The organism is Blautia sp. LMAG:36, from assembly GCF_008680535.1.
GTDB lineage: Bacteria > Bacillota > Clostridia > Lachnospirales > Lachnospiraceae > Blautia_A > Blautia_A fusiformis.
Genome location: NZ_NALB01000003.1, coordinates 526,434 through 547,565 on the forward strand (window position 1 = coordinate 526,434; position 21,132 = coordinate 547,565).

20 protein-coding genes are annotated in these 21,132 nt (G+C 45.9%); 18 read left to right on the plus strand and 2 right to left on the minus strand.

The features are described from left to right. The first annotated feature begins 178 nt into the window (after positions 1-178). The 8 genes from CCC17_RS02660 to CCC17_RS02695 all read left to right on the plus strand — a co-directional run bounded on the left by CCC17_RS02660 (position 179) and on the right by CCC17_RS02695 (position 5,814). Complete coding sequence (locus CCC17_RS02660; RefSeq protein ID WP_015527087.1) at positions 179-451, plus strand: IreB family regulatory phosphoprotein; 273 nt, start codon at positions 179-181, stop codon at positions 449-451. 1 nt (position 452) lies between these two features. Continuing rightward, the gene (ruvX, locus tag CCC17_RS02665) at positions 453-905 is read left to right on the plus strand and encodes a Holliday junction resolvase RuvX (protein ID WP_092071282.1); all 453 of its coding nucleotides are present in this window, start codon (positions 453-455) and stop codon (positions 903-905) included. A 92-nt stretch (positions 906-997) separates the two neighbouring features. Continuing rightward, the gene (locus tag CCC17_RS02670) at positions 998-1,267 is read left to right on the plus strand and encodes a DUF1292 domain-containing protein (protein ID WP_059086846.1); all 270 of its coding nucleotides are present in this window, start codon (positions 998-1,000) and stop codon (positions 1,265-1,267) included. 281 nt (positions 1,268-1,548) lie between these two features. Beyond that, positions 1,549-3,183, plus strand: coding sequence for a ribonuclease J (locus CCC17_RS02675; RefSeq protein ID WP_118513134.1), 1,635 nt, complete (start codon positions 1,549-1,551; stop codon positions 3,181-3,183). Positions 3,184-3,187: 4 nt separating this feature from the next. After that, positions 3,188-3,526, plus strand: coding sequence for a YlbF family regulator (locus CCC17_RS02680; protein ID WP_015527090.1), 339 nt, complete (start codon positions 3,188-3,190; stop codon positions 3,524-3,526). Positions 3,527-3,537: 11 nt separating this feature from the next. Continuing rightward, on the plus strand, positions 3,538-3,942 hold the full coding sequence (locus CCC17_RS02685) for an endolytic transglycosylase MltG (RefSeq protein WP_015527091.1): 405 nt from the start codon (positions 3,538-3,540) through the stop codon (positions 3,940-3,942). Beyond that, positions 3,939-4,631 carry an O-methyltransferase gene (locus tag CCC17_RS02690; RefSeq protein WP_021652340.1) on the plus strand — a complete coding sequence of 231 codons (693 nt, stop codon included), beginning with the start codon at positions 3,939-3,941 and terminating at the stop codon, positions 4,629-4,631. The genes CCC17_RS02685 and CCC17_RS02690 overlap by 4 nt, the downstream gene beginning before the upstream one ends. Continuing rightward, positions 4,591-5,814, plus strand: coding sequence for a peptidase U32 family protein (locus CCC17_RS02695; RefSeq protein WP_015527092.1), 1,224 nt, complete (start codon positions 4,591-4,593; stop codon positions 5,812-5,814). Before CCC17_RS02690 ends, CCC17_RS02695 begins: the two co-directional genes overlap by 41 nt. A 54-nt stretch (positions 5,815-5,868) precedes the next feature. On the opposite strand, the gene sigK is transcribed toward CCC17_RS02695, so the two are convergent. Further along, positions 5,869-6,498: an RNA polymerase sporulation sigma factor SigK gene (gene sigK / locus CCC17_RS02700; RefSeq protein WP_144094545.1), complete on the minus strand. Its 630-nt coding sequence runs from the start codon at positions 6,496-6,498 to the stop codon at positions 5,869-5,871. Between the two features lie 181 nt (positions 6,499-6,679). Between sigK and CCC17_RS02705 the strand changes: the two genes are divergently transcribed. From CCC17_RS02705 to CCC17_RS02715, 3 genes are read left to right on the plus strand one after another with little or no spacing between them, the layout of a single operon-like run. Beyond that, positions 6,680-10,219 (plus strand): DUF5717 family protein, encoded by a 3,540-nt coding sequence (locus CCC17_RS02705; protein ID WP_287082464.1) that lies wholly within the window; start codon positions 6,680-6,682, stop codon positions 10,217-10,219. Continuing rightward, positions 10,216-11,490 carry a DUF5716 family protein gene (locus tag CCC17_RS02710; RefSeq protein WP_244790294.1) on the plus strand — a complete coding sequence of 425 codons (1,275 nt, stop codon included), beginning with the start codon at positions 10,216-10,218 and terminating at the stop codon, positions 11,488-11,490. Before CCC17_RS02705 ends, CCC17_RS02710 begins: the two co-directional genes overlap by 4 nt. Then, complete coding sequence (locus CCC17_RS02715; RefSeq protein WP_173753885.1) at positions 11,487-12,266, plus strand: hypothetical protein; 780 nt, start codon at positions 11,487-11,489, stop codon at positions 12,264-12,266. Before CCC17_RS02710 ends, CCC17_RS02715 begins: the two co-directional genes overlap by 4 nt. Here CCC17_RS02715 and CCC17_RS02720 read toward each other — a convergent pair. Further along, a complete protein-coding gene (locus CCC17_RS02720) occupies positions 12,263-13,702 on the minus strand; it encodes a hypothetical protein (protein WP_287082466.1) in 1,440 nt (479 codons plus the stop codon). The genes CCC17_RS02715 and CCC17_RS02720 overlap by 4 nt on opposite strands. Positions 13,703-13,869: 167 nt before the next feature. Between CCC17_RS02720 and CCC17_RS02725 the strand changes: the two genes are divergently transcribed. From CCC17_RS02725 to CCC17_RS02755, 7 genes are all read left to right on the plus strand, one after another. Further along, positions 13,870-14,592, plus strand: a complete 723-nt coding sequence (locus tag CCC17_RS02725) for a LytR/AlgR family response regulator transcription factor (RefSeq protein WP_287082467.1) — start codon at positions 13,870-13,872, stop codon at positions 14,590-14,592. 92 nt (positions 14,593-14,684) lie between these two features. Further along, a complete protein-coding gene (locus CCC17_RS02730) occupies positions 14,685-15,575 on the plus strand; it encodes an amino acid ABC transporter substrate-binding protein (protein ID WP_138277206.1) in 891 nt (296 codons plus the stop codon). A 228-nt stretch (positions 15,576-15,803) separates the two neighbouring features. Further along, positions 15,804-16,454, plus strand: coding sequence for an amino acid ABC transporter permease (locus tag CCC17_RS02735; protein WP_022426149.1), 651 nt, complete (start codon positions 15,804-15,806; stop codon positions 16,452-16,454). Positions 16,455-16,475: 21 nt separating this feature from the next. Then, positions 16,476-17,168 carry an amino acid ABC transporter ATP-binding protein gene (locus CCC17_RS02740; RefSeq protein WP_110102490.1) on the plus strand — a complete coding sequence of 231 codons (693 nt, stop codon included), beginning with the start codon at positions 16,476-16,478 and terminating at the stop codon, positions 17,166-17,168. A gap of 122 nt (positions 17,169-17,290) precedes the next feature. Continuing rightward, complete coding sequence (purB, locus tag CCC17_RS02745) at positions 17,291-18,724, plus strand: adenylosuccinate lyase (protein WP_044961987.1); 1,434 nt, start codon at positions 17,291-17,293, stop codon at positions 18,722-18,724. Positions 18,725-18,845: 121 nt separating this feature from the next. Next, positions 18,846-20,120: an adenylosuccinate synthase gene (locus CCC17_RS02750; protein WP_022426147.1), complete on the plus strand. Its 1,275-nt coding sequence runs from the start codon at positions 18,846-18,848 to the stop codon at positions 20,118-20,120. Between the two features lie 134 nt (positions 20,121-20,254). Further along, positions 20,255-21,076, plus strand: coding sequence for an HAD-IA family hydrolase (locus CCC17_RS02755; protein WP_015527102.1), 822 nt, complete (start codon positions 20,255-20,257; stop codon positions 21,074-21,076). Positions 21,077-21,132 lie beyond the last annotated feature (56 nt).

The window sequence follows — 21,132 nt, forward strand, 5'->3', positions numbered from 1 at the left end:
GATCGTATGTTGAAAGGTTATTTGTTCACTGGTAATATTTTGCGAAACGTGTTACTGAGAACGGAATGAACAGTAACGTTGACAGTTTGTATCCGCAATCCTCGTTAAATTTAAGATTGTAATTTATGTAAATTTATATTAAAATAAAAAAGAATATATTTTAAGGACGTGAGAGACAATGGCAGAGAATAATCTGGGAAATACACAGTATTTCAGAACAAAACCGGATCAGGAGCTTCAGGTAAAAGAAGTCCTGGATCTGGTGTACAATGCAATGGATGAGAAGGGCTACAATCCGGTGAATCAGATCGTAGGATATATTATGTCCGGAGACCCGACCTACATCACAAGCCACAAGGGTGCGAGAAGCATGATCATGAAGGTGGAACGTGATGAACTGGTAGAAGAGCTTCTCACCGAGTATATCAAGAACAAGTCCTGGGAACGGTAATATGAGAGTACTGGGACTGGATTATGGCTCGAAGACTGTGGGGGTTGCAGTGAGCGATCCCCTTGGTCTGACAGCCCAAGGTGTGGAAACCGTATGGCGCAAGCAGGAAAACAAGCTTCGTCGTACTCTGGCACGTATTGAAGAGATCATTTCGGAGTATCAGGTTACGGAGATCGTTCTGGGATACCCGAAAAACATGAACAATACAGTAGGAGAGCGGGCCGAGAAATCTCTGGAGTTTAAGGAAATGCTGGAGAAACGTACAGGCCTGCCTGTTGTTATGTGGGATGAGAGACTGACTACCATGGCGGCAGACCGTACTCTGGAAGAGACCGGTGTGCATAAGGAAGACCGCAAACAGTATCTGGATCAGGTAGCGGCAGTTTTTATCCTGCAGGGATATCTGGATGCTGCCGCACACAGAAGAGAGCAGCAGGAAGGCGTGGAAGAATGATCGGAAACGCAAATAGATATTTTGAGCGGATCAGGTAGCAAATGCGGATTGCGAATATCCGCTTGACAAGAACGGATAAGGAAGAATTAAATATGGAAAAAATAATATTTCAGTCAGACGACGGCACAGCTGCTGAGTTTTACGTAGAGGAGCAGACCAATATTGCGGGTGTGACTTATCTTTTGGTGTCCGATTCACAGGATGAGGAAGCAGACGCATATATTCTGAAGGATATTTCAGCTCCGGGAAGTACAGAAGCCTGTTATGAGATGGTCGAGGATGATGACGAACTTCAGGCTGTATATGCAGTTTTTCAGCAGATGCTGGATGACGTGAATTTTGAATGGAGGAGCGATTTTTGAAAAGCGAGAACAACGATGACAACAAAAATGCGGAGAGCAGAGTACAAGTTTCCGCAGGCGGTGCCAGAAGAACCGCAGCAAGACAAAAGAATGCCGGATCAAGAACAAGACAGTATCGTGGTGGCAGCAAAAACCGTCAGGATAAGCCTTTCCGGCCAACAACAAAGAAAACAGCAGCCGGTGGCGCTGTAAAAAACAGCAGAAACACACAGAAACCGGCAAAGACCGGCGGCAGGCCATCCGGTCGGAAAACCGGCCGCAGAGCAACATCCAAGCTTAAGATTATACCACTTGGCGGTCTGGAGCAGATCGGAATGAACATTACTGCTTTTGAGTATGGTGACAGTATTGTAGTTGTAGACTGTGGTCTTTCTTTCCCTGAGGACGATATGCTGGGAATCGATCTGGTCATTCCGGATGTAACATACCTTAAGGAAAATATTTCCAAGGTGAAGGGCTTTGTGATCACTCACGGACATGAGGATCATATCGGAGCCCTTCCGTATGTGTTGAAAGAGATCAATGTTCCGATCTATGCTACCAAGCTGACACTGGGACTGATCCGCAACAAACTGAAAGAGCATAACCTTGTGCGTTCTACCAAACTGAAAGAAGTAAAACACGGACAGGTGATCAATCTTGGGGATTTCGCTGTGGAATTTATCAAAACGAATCACAGTATCCAGGATGCATCCGCACTTGCTATTTATTCACCGGTGGGAATCGTGATACACACAGGAGACTTTAAAGTTGATTATACACCGGTATTTGGAGATGCCATCGATCTGCAGCGTTTTGCAGAGATCGGCAAGAAGGGTGTGCTTGCACTGATGTGTGAGAGTACCAATGCAGAGAGACCGGGATTTACAATGTCCGAGCGTACAGTGGGACATGTATTTGATAATCTTTTTAATGAGTACCGGACATCCAGGATCATCATTGCAACCTTTGCATCCAACGTGGATCGTGTGCAGCAGATCATTAACACTGCATACCGGTTCGGAAGAAAGGTTGCTGTGGAAGGCCGCAGTATGGTCAATGTTATTTCCGTAGCGTCAGAGCTTGGCTATCTGCAGATCCCGGAGAACACACTGATCGAGATCGATCAGGTGAAGAATTATCCGGACGATAAGGTGGTTCTGATCACAACCGGAAGCCAGGGTGAGTCCATGGCGGCACTTTCCCGTATGGCAGCCAATATCCATAAGAAGATCACGATCAAGCCTAACGATACCATCATTTTCAGCTCCAATCCGATCCCCGGAAATGAAAAGGCAGTTTCCAAGGTCATCAACGAACTGTCTATGAAGGGAGCCAAGGTTATTTTCCAGGATGTCCATGTTTCCGGACATGCCTGCCAGGAGGAGATCAAGCTGATCTACTCCCTCGTAAAACCGAAATATGCCATTCCGATCCATGGTGAGTACCGTCATCTGACTGCACAGAAACACATTGTGGAAGATCTGGGAATCCCGAAGGAGAATATTTTTATCCTTTCTTCCGGAAATGTTCTGGAGTTGGATGGACAGGATGCCAAGGTGACAGGAAGCGTTCATACAGGTGCGATCTTCGTAGACGGACTTGGCGTTGGCGATGTGGGAAATATCGTACTCCGTGACCGTCAGCATCTGTCTGAAGATGGAATCATGATCGTAGTTATGACACTGGAGCGCCACAGTAATGTAGTTCTCGCAGGTCCGGATATCGTTTCCAGAGGTTTTGTGTATGTAAGAGAATCTGAGGATCTTATGGAGCATGCCAGACAGGTTGTGGAAACTGCACTGGATTCCTGCCTGGAGAACAATATCACTGACTGGGGCAAGATCAAAACCGAGGTCAAGGATGCCCTTGGAGAGTATCTGTGGAAACGGACCAAGAGAAATCCTATGATCCTGCCTATCATTATGGAGGCGTAGGTTCATGGATGAGATCAGCATGGAGATCGAGAAGCTTCTCGATGCTGTGCACAGAAGCGATGAATATCAGGAATATCAGAAACAGGCAGCCCAGCTTGAAGCGGATCCTGAGCTGAAAGCCAGAGTGATGAGATTCCGTGGAGATAATTTCAGACTGCAGAATCATTCAGACAAGGATGAGCTGTTCCATATTGCGGAACAGCTCAATCAGGAGTCTGCAAGTCTGAGACAGAACCTGAAAGTAAATGCCTATCTCGACGCAGAGCTTGCGCTGTGCAGACTGATGCAGCGGATATGCAGGACGCTGGTGGACGGGATCGACATACAGATTCCTGACTTATAGGAGGAAAGACTATGGCAGACACAAGAGACAAGGTTGGCAGGGCCGGCGTTTTTCTGGCTGGAGGGGTATTTAAAACCGCTGTATATATCTTTATTATCGTATTTCTGATCTGGGTTGGAAAATCAGCCTATCAGTTTGGCTACGATGTGTTTAACCAGCAGGCTATGAGCCCGGGAGAGGGACAGCAGGTCACGGTAGTCATAAAAGAAGGTGCCTCTGCATATAAAGTAGGCAAGACACTGGAGCAGAAGGGTCTTATCAAGGATGCGCTTGCATTTACCATACAGGAAAGAATGTCCGCATATCACGGACAGATCAAAGCAGGTACATACCTTCTCAGTACAGCTTATACACCGACCAGGATCATTGCAGTGCTGTCAGGAGAAGAGAGCAAGGAAGGATCGAACAGCCAGTGATCGTAGAAGAACGCATGCAGACCTATATCAATTCACTGGATATGGGGAATACTCCATTTCTGCAGGAGTTGGAGACAAAGGCACTTGCAGATCGGGTGCCGATCATCCGGAGAGATATGCAGAGCTTTATGAGGATGCTTCTGGCACTGAAACAACCGAAGCGCATTTTGGAGGTGGGGACTGCCGTAGGCTTCTCCACACTTCTTATGTGTGAGTATGGGCCGGAAGATATGGAAATTGTTACCATAGAGAATTATGAAAAAAGAATTCCTGTCGCAAAGGATAATTTCAGGCGCGCAGGAAGAGAGTCACAGATCACGCTTCTGGAGGGAGATGCCGGAGAGATCCTGAAGAATCTTACCGGAACCTTTGATATGATCTTCATGGACGCAGCCAAGGGCCAGTATATCCACTGGCTTCCTGACGTGCTGAGACTGATGAAAGAGGGAAGCGTGCTGGTATCTGACAACGTGCTGCAGGAAGGGGATATTATTGAATCTCATTATCTTGTGGAACGGCGTAACCGTACAATCTATAAAAGAATGAGAGAATATCTCTGGCAGCTGACTCACAGTCCGGTGCTTCGTACATCGGTGCTTCCTCTTGGAGACGGAGCGGCTGTAAGTGTAAAAACAGGAGAACAGGTTTATGAAACGACCAGAACTATTGGTTCCGGCGAGCAGCCTTGAGGTTTTAAAGGTTGCCGTCATATATGGTGCAGATGCTGTTTACATCGGCGGAGAAGCTTTTGGACTTCGTGCAAAGGCTAAGAATTTTTCAAAAGAAGATATGTGTGAGGGAATCGCATTTGCCCATTCCCATGGTGTAAAGGTTTATGTGACAGTAAACATCCTGGCGCATAACCGTGATCTTGAGGGTGTAAGGGAATATCTTCAGGAACTGAAGGAGATCGGACCGGACGCATTGATCATCGCAGATCCGGGAATCTTTATGTATGCAAAGGAAATCTGCCCGGAGATCGAGCGTCACATCAGTACACAGGCAAATAATACCAATTATGAGACTTACCGTTTCTGGTATAACCTTGGTGCCAAACGTGTGGTAAGTGCAAGAGAGCTTTCTCTGGAAGAGATCCGGGAGATCCGGGCACATATTCCGGAGGATATGGAGATAGAAACGTTTATCCACGGCGCCATGTGCATTTCCTATTCCGGAAGATGTCTTCTCAGTAACTTTATGGCAGGAAGAGATGCCAATCAGGGAGCCTGTACCCATCCCTGCAGATGGAAATATTCTGTTGTGGAGGAGAAGCGTCCGGGAGAATACATGCCAGTATTTGAAAATGAGAGAGGAACTTTTATTTTTAATTCCAAGGATCTCTGTATGGTAGAACATATGGAAGATATCCTTACAAGCGGTATTGACAGCCTGAAGATCGAAGGACGTATGAAAACAGCTCTTTATGTGGCAACAGTGGCAAGAACCTACCGCAAAGCCATTGACGACTGTATGGAAAGTCCGGAAAAATATCATGCAAATATGCCGTGGTATCAGGAGCAGATCTCAAACTGTACCTACCGTCAGTTTACCACCGGATTTTTCTACGGAAAGCCGGATGAGAATACCCAGATCTATGACAGCAACACATATGTAAGAGAATACACATATCTTGGATTTGCAGAAGAGATCGATGAGAGAGGTCTGGCAAGACTGACACAGAGAAACAAGTTTTCTGTAGGAGAGACCATCGAAATCATGAAACCGGACGGAAGGAATATTCCGGTCACAGTGGAAGCCATTTATAATGAAGAGGGCGAAGCTATGGAGAGTGCACCACATGCTCAGCAGAGGATCTATGTGAAACTGACTGAGATGCCGGAGGTATTTGATATTCTTCGAAGAGGTGAATGATCCGAAAGGGTGGATAAGAGAGTAAAGGGGAGAACGAAAAGAACGTTCTCCCCTTTACTGATTTTCAGGAAAAAGAGTACGGAGTTTTCGAAGAGCGTTCTTTTCGATACGGGATACATAGGAGCGGCTGATGGAGAGATTTTCAGCAATCTCTCGCTGGGTCAGTGGCTCCTGACCATTCAAACCGTAGCGGCAGCAGATCACCTGGTATTCCTTTGGGGAGAGTACTGTCCGGATATAACGGAGAAGATAGGAAATGCTGTCCCTTTTGAAACAATCATCCACAACATCAACGGGTGGACTTTCAATGATATCGAGAAGGCTGATCTCGTTGCCTTCCCGGTCTGTGCCGATGGGTTCATAGAGAGAAACTTCTCTGGAACGTTTCCTGCGGGCACGGAACATCATGAGAAGCTCATTGTCAATGCACCGTGCAGCATAAGTGGAAAGCTTGGAAGTCCGGCTGGGATCAAAGGTGGAAATGGCTTTGATCAGACCTATGGTGCCTATGGAGATCAGATCATCCGGATCCTCGTCACATCCCTGATATTTTTTTGCAACATGTGCTACGAGGCGGAGATTGTGTTCGATAAGGATATTTTTTGCTTCCGGATCGCCCCTTTGGAGCTGTAGAAGATAGAACTGCTCTTCCGCAAAAGAAAGCGGTTTCAGAAAGGTTTTCAAGGGTTCACCTCAAAGGGGATTTCCTTATAGCTTATGAGCCGGACGTGCTTTTCGTGCTTTTCCAACAGAAACTTTATAAAAAGGACAGAGGCGAACACCTGTTGCGTCACATTCTGATCTGGTGTATAATCATAAAATACGAGTGACAACAATCAGTGTATATTGATGAGGAGTATATATTTTGAAAAAGAGGATAGAACAGCTTCTTAACGGAAAATTTATTTATGAACAGCCTGAGCTTCTGTTTTCACAGGACCGTATTTTCGCTACGCTGAAGGCAGGAGAGACTACAAAGGATGAGATTTATTTCGGTACCGATGACAACCGCAGGATCAGTGGCTTTGTGACTTCATCTGACCGGAGACTGGTGCCCGGATTTGACCGCTTTTCCGGAACCACAGTGCGCATGCCTTATGGGGTAGATGCAGAGGGAATGAAACCGGGAGAGAGCTTTGAAGGCTGGCTGTGTTTTACTACCAGTATCGGAGAATATAAGCTGCCGTTCACTGTACAGGTACAGACGGAAGAGGTGAAGAGTGCAGGCAGAAAGGTAGCTTCTCTGGAAGAATTTCTGCACATTGCAAGGGAAGATTTCCATGAGGCTTACCGGATCTTTACAGAACGACATTTTTCCCTGATTCTGAGTGATCAGAGTGAGAAGATCCGTTCTCTTTATGCAGGAATGTCACAGCAGCCGGTGACCTATCAGCATCTGGAGGAATTTCTGATCGCAGCCGGTGCCAAGGAAAAGGTGACATTGAGTCTGAACAGAGAAGAGGCGAGTTTTTATGATGTCAGTGAATCTGTTCAGGAATCCCTTTATATCCACAGGAGCGGATGGGGACACCTGCGGGCAGATATTGAGGTAAACGGGGATTTTCTGGAGGCAGGCAAGCATGTGGTCACAGAAGAGGATTTTATCGGAAGTACCTGTGAAATAAACTATGTGATCCGCCAGGAAAAACTGGGAAAAGGAAATCAGTACGGCGAGATCATTGTAAAAACCCCATACCAGAAACTGGTATATCACGTTCTTGCATCCAGAGGAACTGAGAGTGCCGTGAACCTGGATCTTCTGGAAAAACAGTACCGGATATCTTTGATGAAGGAATACCTGGGATATCTCTGTAAAAGAACAGATTTTCAGGCCTGGACAGCCTCTACTCATGAGAAGCTTGACCGTATGGGCGAAAACGGACTGAAATATCCGGAATATCAGCTTCTGGAAGCCTATCTTCTTCATCTGGAAGGAGAAGATGACCAGGCTTCAGAAATCCTTGAGCGTTATCAGAATAAATCCTTTCATCACAATGAACTGGAACTGGCAGGGATTTATCTGTATCTGTGTACACAGACCGGGCTGTACCGGGATAAGGAACAGGCCCTCCGCAAGGTACAGAATTTCCAGATGCAGAAGGAAGACAGCTTTATCCTTCTGAAACTGGTATTTGAAATGGATCATACGCTTTCTCCGTCAAAAAAGATCTTTCTGATGGAGGAACTTTTTGAGCGGGGATGTACAAGTCCTTTTCTGTATCTGGAAGCATGGAACCGTATTTGTGCAGATATGTCTCTGCTGCATCGGATCAATGGGTTCTGGGCCCAGGTATTCCTTTTTGCAGGAAAAGAACAGATGCTGACGGAAGAGCTGGTCATGCGCCTGGCATATCTTTCCGGTTATGAGAAAGCTTTTAACGAAAGTCTGTACCGTGCTATGGCCATGGGATGTGAAGCCTTTCCGTCGGATGATACCGTGGAAGCTATCTGTAAATATATTATGAAGGGAAATCCAAGAAAACCGGAATATTTTCAGTGGTTTTCCGCTGCCGTGGACCGCGGGATCCGGATCACACGGCTGTATGAATATTATGTGGAAACACTGGATACTTCTTATCGGAGAGTCCTGCCGAAACCGCTTTTGATGTATTTTACCTATAACAACAATACTCTCGGTGATTCCAAGCGTGCCTATCTGTATGCATGCATCATTGCAGGGAAGGAACGTGATCCACAGACATACGAAAGTTATCGTGAAAGCATGGAGGAATTTGCTTTCCGTAAGTTACGGGAAGGCCGGATGAATGAAAATTATGCCGCTGTTTATCAGGAATTCATGCGGGAACCATCGGACAGCGAAAAAGCGCAGGTGATCGCCTCCAGAATGTTTACCTGCCGGCTGTATACGGATGATCCGAAGGTTCGCAGTGTGATCGTCCGTCACAGACAGATGAAACAGGAAGAAATCTATCCGTGTATCCATGGGATCGCTTACCCAAGGATCTGCAGCGAAGATGCGGCCGTTGTATTTCAGGATGAAAAACAGAGACGTTATGCTGCTACGGTAGATTATAATCTGACACCACTTTTTGATGATCGTGAGATGGTTCCGGCAGTGCTGGAAAAAGGGGCGGATGAACCGGCTGTGCTTTTGTATTACTGTCAGGGTCAGGAGATCAGTCGTAAGAATCTGGGAATTTTTCAGAAACTGGTCCTTTCACCAGCGTTTACCGATGAATATAAGAGGCTGATCCGCAAAAAGATCCTGGATTATTATCGGGATCACGTGCAGGGAGAAGATCTGGATGCCTGTCTGGAGATGATGGATTATCGGGAATATGCCATGGTCGACCGGAAAACCCTTCTGGAGATCCTGATCCAGCGGGGACTGTTTCCGCAGGCTATGAGCGTGGTGGAAGCATTTGGATTTGAAGGAGTAGAGGAGCGTGCTCTTCTGAAGCTGGTAAGCCGTATGATCATCCGCTGTGACTGTGCGGAAGACGAAGAGCTGATCGCACTTTCCTCTCATGTATACCGACAGGGAATCTATGATGAAGTGATCCTCATGTATCTGATGAAATTCCGGTTTGGACCTGTGGATGAGCTTCTGGATATCTGGAAAAGTGCCTGTGGGTTTGAGATGGATACCTATAATCTGGAGGAGAGGATCCTTTCTCTTCTGATGTTTAACTGGGATTACCGGTCAGAGGGTGCGGATATCCTGAAAGCATATATCCGCCATTCCGGAAAAGAGAGTGTGATCGGTGCGTATCTGACTCTGATGTCTTACGGAATGTTTGTAAAAGAAATGCCGGAGATGCCGGGACTTAAGGAGTATCTGAAAAATCGTAGAGAAAAGGAGTGGCCCGGAGACCGGATCTGTGACCTGACCCTTCTGAAACTGCTTTCCGAAGAAAAAACTTCTGATGAAGAAAATCTGGAAATGGAGGAAAAAATCCTCTCTTCCTGTGTAAAGGAAGGAATGATATTTGAGTTTTTCCGGAACCTGGATCAGAGTATCCTGCGACCGTATCAGCTGGATGATAAGACTTTTGTAGAGTATCATACTTCACCGGAGGCTTCAGTCACACTGTATTATTCCCTGGATACCGGACTTGGAACTGTACCGGACTATAAAAGTGAACCGCTCAAAAATATCTATGAGGGAATTTTTGCCAGAGCATTTACATTGTTTTATGGAGAAACCCTGCGATATTATTTCCAGACAGAAGATGAAACCGGTGTACACAAAACGGAAGAAAAAATACTGACCATGAACCAGAGTAGTGATCAGGCATCCAGCAAATATCAGCTGATCAATCAGATACTCTGTGCAAGAAAACTTGAGAAAGAAACGGAAGTGAAGGAGAAGCTGGCACAGTATCTCCGACAGGAACAGTACGTTAATGAAATGTTTGTCATAGAGAAGGAACCGGAAAGATGAATGAAATTCGTGACTTGATCATAGGAATTGATATTGGAAAAGAATACACACAGATCTGTTATTATGACAGAAAAGCAGAAGAAGCCCGTTCTCTTTCCATGAAGGTAGGAGCCAGTCAGTACGAAGCTCCGGGCTGTATCTGCTATCGTACCGATCACGGTGATTACTGCGTAGGCCTGGAAGCAGAGTATTTTGCCAGGGAAAAGGGCGGGATCATGATCGGAAATATTTATGATATCTGTCAGAAGGAAGAAAAGATCCAGGTGGCAGGAGAGGAAAAAGAGCCGGCAGAGCTTCTGGCACATTTTCTGAGGGGAATCCTGAAATTTCTGGGAATCCAGGATATTGTAAAGAATACCCGGTGCCTTTGTATCACATCGCCGGAACTTAGTACACTTCAGGTACGGAATTATCAGAAGGCCTGCAGCCTTGCAGGTTTTTCACGTGAGAAATATATGCTTATGGACTATGGCGAGAGTTTTTATTATTATGCGCTGGGGCAGAAACGGGAAACCTGGAATCGAAGTGTAGGATGGTATGCCTTTGCAGGCGATACGGTAACCTTCCGGAAGCTGACTATCAACGGCTCTTCCAGACCGGTGCTTGTAAAACTGGAGGATCCGGTCAGCACAAAGCTTGAACCGGAAGATGAGATCCGTGATGTGGAATTTTACCGTTTTATCAGTAAGACTCTCGGCAAGGAACTCTTCTCCAGTGTGCAGATCACGGGAGAAGGATTTGACCAGAAGTGGGCACAGCAGTCTGTAAAGCTCCTGTGTCATCAGGGACGGAAGGTTTTTTACGGAAACAATCTTTTTGCAAAGGGAGCCTGCATAGCCGGTAAGGACAGGCTGGAGGATAAAAAACTCAAAGGTTACCGCTATTTAAGTGATTCGCTGGTGGCTGTGGACGTAGGAATGGATATGCGGGTGATGGGCTCTCCGGCTTACTATCCGCTGATCGAAAGCGGCAGCAACTGGTATGAATGCAGTGCATCCTGCGAGCTGATCCTGGATGATACCAGTGAACTGGTATTTGTGGTAAGTATTCCGGAAGAAACCGAGAAGAAACGTGTGGCCATGGCACTTGACGGTCTGCCAAAGCGGCCTAATCGGACTTCAAGGCTTTCCCTCACGCTGAAATACGTATCGCCGAGAGACTGCGAGATCACAGTGAAGGATCTGGGATTTGGCGAAATGTATCCTTCCAGTGGAAAAATCTGGAGGGAACTGGTACGATGGGATGAGCAGGAAGAAAGGAATCAGGCATGAGCGGATATATTTTATGTCAGGTAAAAAAAGCAGAGAAGCCGTTTTATATCGAAAATATCAGTACCAATATCTATTCTATAGAAGAACTCTGCTATTATCTTTATAACAATCTTTATCTTGTGGACAGCTCATTGATCAGCAGTAAGCTTTGTACCTGGCTGGAGGAAGAATTGGAGCTTCCGAAGCTTGCGGCCAAGCTGAAACCTTATATTGGAAGAGAGGCCGGACTTGAAGAAGTACTGTATCCGATATTTAAAGAGATCAATTATCTGGCTTATGAAGAACTTAAGACCTTAAACGGGCGCATCGAAGCCAGAAAACGTGAACCTGAAGAAATACGGGAGAAGCGAAAAGGCGACGCACTGATGGAAAACCGGATGTATGTGAATGCGCTCCGTGTTTATCAGAAGCTTCTTGAGCACGGCGGGAAAGAGATTACCGGAGAGATGCGTGAAAGAATCCTGCATAACCAGGGATGCGCATACGGTTATCTGTTCCAGATGGATAAGGCGCTGGATTGCTTTTGGAAAGCATGGAAGGAGAATCATTCAGAGAAAGCAATGAAGGTTTATCTTCTGGCCTACCGCAGTGTTCACAGTGAAGAAGAATACAGGAAACGACAAGAAGAGCTGAAGACAGATGAAAGGGTAATACAGGAAACAGACCAGGCTCTGAAAAACTTTGCCGGTCTCCCGGAGCAGCATATCGTATCCGGAGAAACCGACAGGATCCTGGAGGATCTTACAAGAGAATATCACAGAAGTACCGGCTCTTAAAGCTGTTCAAGAAGTCCCAGCAGGATCTGCCGGGCTTCTTTTTTTGTATATACGGATTCTTCCTCAGACAGAGAACAGAGGTAATCATTCAGGGCCTGTCCGATACTGGTCTCTTTCAGATAGATACAGAGAAAAGTATCTTTTTCGGAAAGAAAGCAGAGAAAAACGGAATAGTCAGATAGAACTTCCAGATGGATCCCGGTTTCCGGAAGTACGGAAGGCTTCAGGATCCTGCATTTTTCATGTCCCATATCTGTGTCAAGAAGATGCCTGAGGGCTTTTTTTCGTTCTTCTTTCGGAAGAGGGGTCTGATGGTAGGAATAAGGTCCGTCAAGGAGTCCGGTACGGGCAAATTTCCGGATCCCGCTCAGTGTAAAATAATTGCAGGAAAAGGCAGCTTCTGTAAAAGCAAAGGAAGTCTGGTTCAGGACTGCTGCCAGCTGGGTATAGACCGGATCGGAAAGATCGATATCCCTGTTATCAAACAATGACTGAATAAAGCCCGGACCATAGGACATCAGTGCAAGGCAGGGATGAGATTCCAGTGCAAAATTTGTTGAGATATTTGTCTGCATGATAGAATCAAAGATATTAAGGATCCTGTCCGGAGAATCCGATTGCAGGAAGAATTGACTGGAATTCTCAAGAACCCGCCGGAATTCCTGCTGATATGCGTGGATCGCTTCCGGATTTTCGGTAAAAATACAGGTCATCATATCCGAGGATAACAGCAGCAGTTTTTTTTCAGTGAGTAAGAAAAAAGGAAACAGTTCATAGCTGGAAAACTCCCGGCCTGCCTGAGTATAGTAATAATATGGCTGGTAGCCCGCAAAACCTGACAGGATCGGAAGGAGTGTGCAGAGAAAGGTTTCCAGATTCATGTTGTAATCCGGTGAGGAGGACGGGTTCTGGTGAAGCGGCAGGATCTGGATCACCGGTGGCAGTTTCTCATATTTGGGATAAAGATGGGAAAAAATCTGTACAAGAAGCCGGCAGTTGGCCGGAAGGTTGGTACGGATCGTTTCGGAAGAACCGGAAGACAGGATGTCCTCAAAAAGGCTCAGGACCTTCTTTTCCACATCAAGAGAAAAAGTTCCACGGTAAAAGGGAAAGGATGGAAGCCTGAGAAAACCTTCCCGGGAAATGACCTGCCGGGAGCTGATAACACCCAGAAGTTCCTGTATATATTTGCGGTTGTAATAAATTTCTTTTCCGATTTTTTCTATTTTATATAATTCCATCAGTTCCCGGCGTTGGGAAGGGTTGATCCGGAGGGAATCGCAGAACTGGCGCACAAAATCAATACCGGGAAGACGTTTCCCTGTGATCATACGCTGCAGAGAGGTACGGTCAAGTCCCGAATAAGCAGATAACTGATAAACGTTTTCTCCTGTATCCTTTAGGTATTCCCGGCATTTGCTGCTGAAATCAGACATGATAGTACTCCTTTTTGTGCTTATATGGCATTATTATACGAAAACAGATCATGAATTGCAATAATTTGTAAAAAAACAAGGCACAATTAGAAGCACATATTGCGCAGGTCTTTCCTTGAAAATAAAATGTTAATATCAGAAAGAGCATGAGGGAGGAAAACACGGCAATGGCAGTGATGACGATCGCGATATGTGATGAAATACGAAAGGATGCACAGAAGCTGTACAGGCAGCTTTCCACACTGGTCCCTGATGCAGAGCTCCTTCTGTATCGGACCAGAGAGAGTCTTCTGAAAGGACTGGCAGAGGGACACAAGATCTGCAATCTGATATTTCTGGGGCTGGATGGTGATCAGGGCAGGAGTCTGGAAACTGTACGGACAATGCGCCTGAAAGGACATTATATCCCGGTTGTGCTGGTGGCAGAGAATGAAAAATTCTATAAAGAAGCATTTGAAGTGTTTGCCTATAACTATCTGGTCAAACCGGTTGAAAGTGGAGAACTGGAACATGTTCTGGTACATATCCTGGAGGTATGCAGGCGTGAAGGCGGAAGAGCGCTGTATTTTCGCTACAGGACACATGTTTATACACTGCAGCACGATCATCTGGCATATATATCCAGTAGTCTTCACAGTGTGACATTTCATCTTACCGATGGAAAAAAGATCAGCTGCAGAGCCAGGCTGGGGGATTTTTCGGGACAGCTGTCAGACAGCAGCTTTCTGAGATGTCATCAGAGTTTTTGTATCAACATGGAGAAGGTAACTTCACTTAAGAAGAACAGTTTTGTGGTCGGACAGACGGAAATCCCAATTTCCAGAACATATCTGAAAACGGCCAGAAAGAAATACAAAGATTATCTGGCAGAGCAGAAGGTTTGCTCTTGACAGCTCCTTTTGGGTATGTTACTATAACCATACGCTTTCACGTGGTAGAGTGACCATGTGATAAAGAGATAACCGAAAAAAGGAGAATGACCATGAAGAAAAGAACAGTTGCAGTAGTAATGGCGGCAGCGATGACAATAGGAATGATGGTAACAGGAGTGAGTGTACAGGCAGGTGTTGAGGATAAGACCCTGATCGTAGGATTTGATGCTGAATATCCTCCGTTCGGATATAAGGATGATAGCGGAGAATATGTAGGATTTGACCTTGACCTTGCCCAGGAAGTATGTGATAATCTTGGCTGGGAACTTGTTAAGAAGCCTATCAACTGGGATTCCAAGGATATGGAGCTGAACTCCGGAACGATCGACTGTATATGGAATGGATTTACTATCAACGGACGTGAGGATGACTATACATGGAGTGATCCATACATCAACAATGAGCAGGTGATCGTAGTTGCCAAGGATTCCGGAATTGAGAAGCTTGCGGATCTTAAGGGCAAGAACGTAGTTGTACAGGCTGCATCCGCTGCACTGGACGCATTGAACAACGATGACAATAAGGAACTGAAGGACAGCTTTGCATCTCTTACAGAGAATCCGGACTACAACACTGCATTTATGAATATTGATTCCGGAGCTGCAGACGCTGTTGCTGTTGATATCGGTGTTGCTAACTATCAGCTTTCCCAGAGAGGCAAGGATAAATATGTGATCCTTGACGAGCCGATCCAGAACGAGCAGTATGGCATCGGATTCAAGAAGGGAAATGATGAACTGAAGGATCTCGTATGGGATGAGGTCAAGAAGCTTGACGAGTCTGGTGAGGTTGACAAGCTTGCAGATAAGTATGAACTGGATAAGAGCATGCTCTGCATCAGCGCGGACAAGGATAAGACAGAGAATTCTGATTCAGCAGAAGCTGATACAGAAGAAAGTGCAGACAGCACAGAGAAAGAAACCGATTCTGAATCCAAATGATCCGGTACAGATCCGGTACAGTAAAAGCTGTGAAGATATTTTTTAAGCTATCCAATAGCAGTAGAAATAAGAAACATAGCAGAAGCTTTTGAAGCTTCCGCATAAAAAGGAAATGAGGGTGCTTCGGCGCAGAAAGAGCTGCCGTACACGCTCATTTCCTGTTGTTTACAGGAATTACAGGTATCAGTCCGATAAATGGGACTGATACTCCGAACCAGGAGGAAAAAAATGAGTTTTAGTGTAATGCTCCAGCAGCTGGCAGGAGGAATGCTGGTCTCTATTGAGATCTTTTTTGTAACCTTGCTGTTTTCTCTGCCGCTGGGACTTCTGATCTGTTTTGGCAGAATGTCCAGAAACAAAGTGATCCGTACCATTGTATCCGGGTACATATCCATCATGAGAGGAACGCCGCTGATGCTGCAGCTGATGGTGGTATATTTCGGCCCTTATTTTATCTTCGGGATCCGTATTTCCATGGGATATAGTCTGATCGCTGTATTTATCGCATTTGCCATCAACTATGCAGCTTACTTTGCAGAAATCTACCGCGGCGGCATTGAATCCATGCCGGTGGGACAGTATGAAGCTGCAAAGATCCTTGGATACAATAAGGTACAGACATTTTTCCGCATCATCCTTCCACAGGTGATCAAGAGGATCCTGCCGTCTATTACGAATGAGGTCATTACGCTGGTCAAGGATACTTCCCTTGCGTTTGTTGTGGCAGTTGCGGAGATGTTTACCATTGCCAAGCAGATCGCAAGTGCACAGACAACAATGATGCCATTTGTGATCGCTGCGATATTTTATTATGTGTTCAACCTGATCGTGGCTGTTGTGATGCAGAAGGTTGAGAAAAGTATGAATTACTACCGCTAACCGGAATGGAGAGTATAAAATATGAAATTATTTGAAATGAAACATATCAAAAAAAGCTTTGACGGACTGGAAGTTCTCAAAGATATCTCTCTTGACGTGGAAGAGGGAGAAGTTTTAAGTATCATCGGTCCTTCCGGTTCCGGCAAGTCAACCATCCTGCGTTGTGCCACAGGACTTGAGACGCCGGACAGCGGCGAGATCATCAAAAACGGTGATGTGGGACTGGTGTTCCAGCAGTTCAATCTGTTTCCGCATTTTTCCGTACTGAAAAATATAGTGGATGCACCTCTGAAGGTGCAGAAGAGAAAGAAAGATGAGGTTTACGTCCAGGCAAGAAGCCTTCTTAAGAAAATGGGCCTTGCAGACAAGGAGAAGGCATATCCTTTTCAGCTTTCCGGAGGACAGCAGCAGCGAGTTTCCATTGCCCGTGCGCTCTGTATGAATCCGAAGATCCTGTTTTTTGATGAACCTACATCTGCACTTGATCCGGAACTGACCGGTGAGATCCTGAAGGTTATCAAGGATCTTGCTCAGGAGCATATCACCATGGTGATCGTTACTCATGAAATGAATTTTGCAAGAGATATTTCCGACCGTATCATCTTTATGGATAAGGGTGTGATCGCAGTGGAGGGAACGCCGCAGGAGGTATTTTCTTCCGAAAATGGCAGAATGAAGGAATTTTTGGGAAAATTCCATCAGGGTATGGAGTAACAAACGGTTGCTTTTAAAGAGGCAATGTTATATAATTTCAAGAGGCGTGAATTAACCAGATTCGGGCAGATAACGGATCATTCGCCATTCCGGCCCGGATGTATGTAATCAGGAGGATAATAATGAATACAGACAGATATGTAAGCCCGCTGTCAGAGCGGTACGCAAGCAAAGAGATGCAGTACATTTTTTCCCCGGACATGAAATTCCGCACATGGAGAAAGCTGTGGATCGCACTTGCTGAGACGGAACGTGAGCTTGGCCTTAACATCACCCAGGAGCAGATTGACGAGATGAAAGCTCATGCGGATGATATCAACTATGATGTGGCTAAGGAGCGTGAGCGTCAGGTTCGCCATGATGTAATGTCTCACGTGTATGCGTTTGGTGTACAGTGCCCGAAGGCAAAAGGTATCATCCATCTGGGAGCGACCTCCTGTTATGTAGGAGATAATACGGATATCATCGTTATGACAGAGGCACTGAAACTTGTCCGCAAGAAACTTGTGAACGTGATCGCTGAGCTTTCCAAGTTTGCTGCACAGTATAAGGATCAGCCGACTCTGGCGTTTACTCATTTCCAGCCGGCACAGCCGACAACCGTAGGTAAGAGAGCAACTCTCTGGACTCAGGAATTCCTGATGGATCTTGAGGACCTTGAGTATGTATTAAGCACTATGAAGCTTCTTGGCTCCAAGGGAACAACCGGTACACAGGCTAGCTTCCTGGAACTTTTTGACGGGGATCAGGAGACCATCGACAAGATCGATCCGATGATCGCAGAGAAGATGGGATTCAGATCCTGCTATCCGGTTTCCGGACAGACCTATTCCAGAAAGGTTGATACCCGTGTGCTGAATATCCTTGCGGGAATCGCTGCAAGTGCACATAAGATGTCCAACGATATCCGTCTTCTTCAGCATCTGAAAGAAGTAGAGGAGCCATTTGAGAAATCCCAGATCGGATCTTCCGCTATGGCATATAAGAGAAATCCGATGAGAAGTGAGAGAATTGCTTCCCTGTCCAGATATGTGATGATCGATGCACTGAACCCGGCGATCACATCTGCAACACAGTGGTTTGAGAGAACTCTGGACGACTCTGCAAACAAGCGTCTCAGCGTTCCGGAAGGATTCCTTGCAATCGACGGAATCCTGGATCTCTGCCTCAATGTTGTAGACGGATTGGTTGTTTATCCGAAGGTTATCGAGAAGAGACTGATGTCTGAGCTTCCATTTATGGCAACTGAGAATATCATGATGGATGCAGTTAAGGCAGGCGGAGACCGTCAGGAGCTTCATGAGCGTATCCGTGAGCTTTCCATGGAAGCAGGCAAGAACGTGAAGGTAGAAGGTAAAGATAACAACCTTCTTGAGCTGATCGCTGCGGATCCGGCATTTAACCTGACTCTTGAGGATCTTCAGAAATCCATGGATCCGTCCAGATATACAGGACGTGCCAAAGAGCAGACAGAAGCTTTCATTGCAAATGTGGTACAGCCGGTTCTGGATGCACATAAGGATCTGCTTGGCGTTAAGGTTGAGATCAACGTATAATTCCAAGATGTTATAAACATTAAGAAATGAACACAGACAGGAATGACGTGTCTCTGTGTATTACAGGCAGAGAACATGCCGTTCTGAATAATAGAGAAAGACACAAGGAGGAAACTGTGTTATGGTAACTGCAGTAGTAGGAGCAAACTGGGGAGATGAGGGTAAAGGCAAGATCACTGACATGCTTGCTGAGAAAGCCGATATCATCGTAAGATTTCAGGGTGGAGCCAATGCGGGCCACACCATCGTAAATGATTACGGTAAATTCGCACTTCATACACTTCCGTCAGGTGTGTTTTACGGACATACAACAAGTGTCATCGGAAACGGTGTTGCACTGAACATTCCGGTATTCTTCAAGGAGTACAACGAAGTAGTAGGCCGTGGAGTACCGGCACCGAAGATCCTGATCTCCAACAGAGCACAGATGGTAATGTCTTACCACATTCTGTTCGATCAGTATGAGGAGGAGCGTCTTGGCGGCAAGGCTTTCGGTTCCACAAAATCTGGAATCGCTCCGTTCTATTCTGACAAATATGCAAAGATCGGCTTCCAGGTAAGTGAGCTTTTTGATGAGGAAGCACTGAAAGAGAAGGTTGTACGTATCTGCGAGACCAAGAACGTAACACTTGAGCATCTCTATCATAAGCCTCTTCTGAAACCGGAAGACATCATGAATGAGTTGATGGAATACAAGAAGATGGTTGAGCCATACGTATGCGACGTATCTCTCTATCTCTGGAATGCGCTGAAAGAGGGAAAACAGGTTCTTCTTGAGGGACAGCTCGGAACTCTGAAAGACCCGGATCACGGAATCTATCCGATGGTTACATCCTCTTCCACACTGGCTGCTTATGGTGCTATCGGTGCAGGCCTGCCTCCATATGAGATCAAGAAGGTCGTAACCGTATGCAAAGCTTACTCCAGTGCAGTTGGAGCAGGTGCATTCGTTTCTGAGATCTTCGGCGAGGAAGCAGATGAGCTGAGAAAACGTGGCGGTGACGGTGGTGAGTTCGGTGCTACTACAGGCCGTCCGAGACGTATGGGATGGTTCGACTGTGTTGCATCCAAATACGGATGCCGTCTCCAGGGAGCTACAGACGTTGCTTTTACAGTACTGGATGTTCTGGGATATCTGGATGAGATCCCGGTTTGCACAGGCTATGAGATCGACGGAGAGGTAACAACAGAATTCCCGACAACTGTGCAGCTTGAGAAAGCAAAACCGGTTATTGAGAAGCTTCCGGGATGGAAATGCGATATCCGTGGAATCAAAAAATATGAGGATCTTCCGGAGAACTGCAGAAAATATGTAGAGTTCGTAGAAAAACATATTGGATTCCCGATCACAATGATCTCTAACGGACCAGGAAGAAACGACATCATTTATAGATAATTATTTTTACAGTATCAGGATTATGACAACAGGAAGCGCCGGGGAAGAATTTCTCCGGCGCCCTTTTGGTTCAAAGAGATATTCAGTTAAAATAACAGATAGAATAGCGGATGTATCATGTGAAAGGAAGCTCAATGAAAAATTTTAAAAGAATCGCGGCACTTGCAGGTGTTGTCATATTACTTCTTATATTCTGCCTTCCAATGGCATTTGCCTGGGGAAGCAGTGAAAACGCCCAGGCTTTGTTCCGGGGGGCTTTTGCGGCAGCAGTTCTGGTACCGATCGTAGCGTATGTTTTCTGGATGGCGTACCGGATCTGGGGAAATAAGAAGCCGAGAGAGGATGAAAACCGTATGATCGAGAATATTATTTTTGATGTGGGAAATGTGCTGATGGGCTATGACTGGGAAGAGTATCTTCGGAGCTATGACTTCCCGGAAGAAAAGTATCAGAAAATTGCAGATGCAGTATTTCGAAACCCGATCTGGGAGGAACAGGACCGTGGACAGCATGAGGAGTCCTGGTATGTAGATAAATTTGTGGAAAGTGCACCGGAATATGAAGCAGATATCCGTGAGGTGGTACGACGTGATCCGGAGTGTATGCATCTGTATGATTATGCGGAAACCTGGGTGAAATATCTCAAAAATCAGGGATATCATCTCTATGTCCTTTCCAACTACGGAACTTATATGCTGGATCGTACAAAGCAGGATATGTCTTTTCTGAAATATATGGATGGAGTGGTATTTTCCTGTGATGTGCAGCAGATCAAGCCTGAGGTGGATATTTACAAAACACTTCTGAAGCGTTACAGCCTGAAACCGGAGAAATCGGTATTTTTGGATGATCGTGCCGTGAACTGTGAGGGAGCCGGAAAAGCCGGTATCCATACCATCCAGTTTGAGAATCTGAAGCAGGCGGCGAAGGCGCTTGAGAAGCTTGGTGTGAAATGACCTTCAGTGTGAAAAGAGAAACGCAGAGGACCTGCACCATCGCGAAGCCCTCTGCA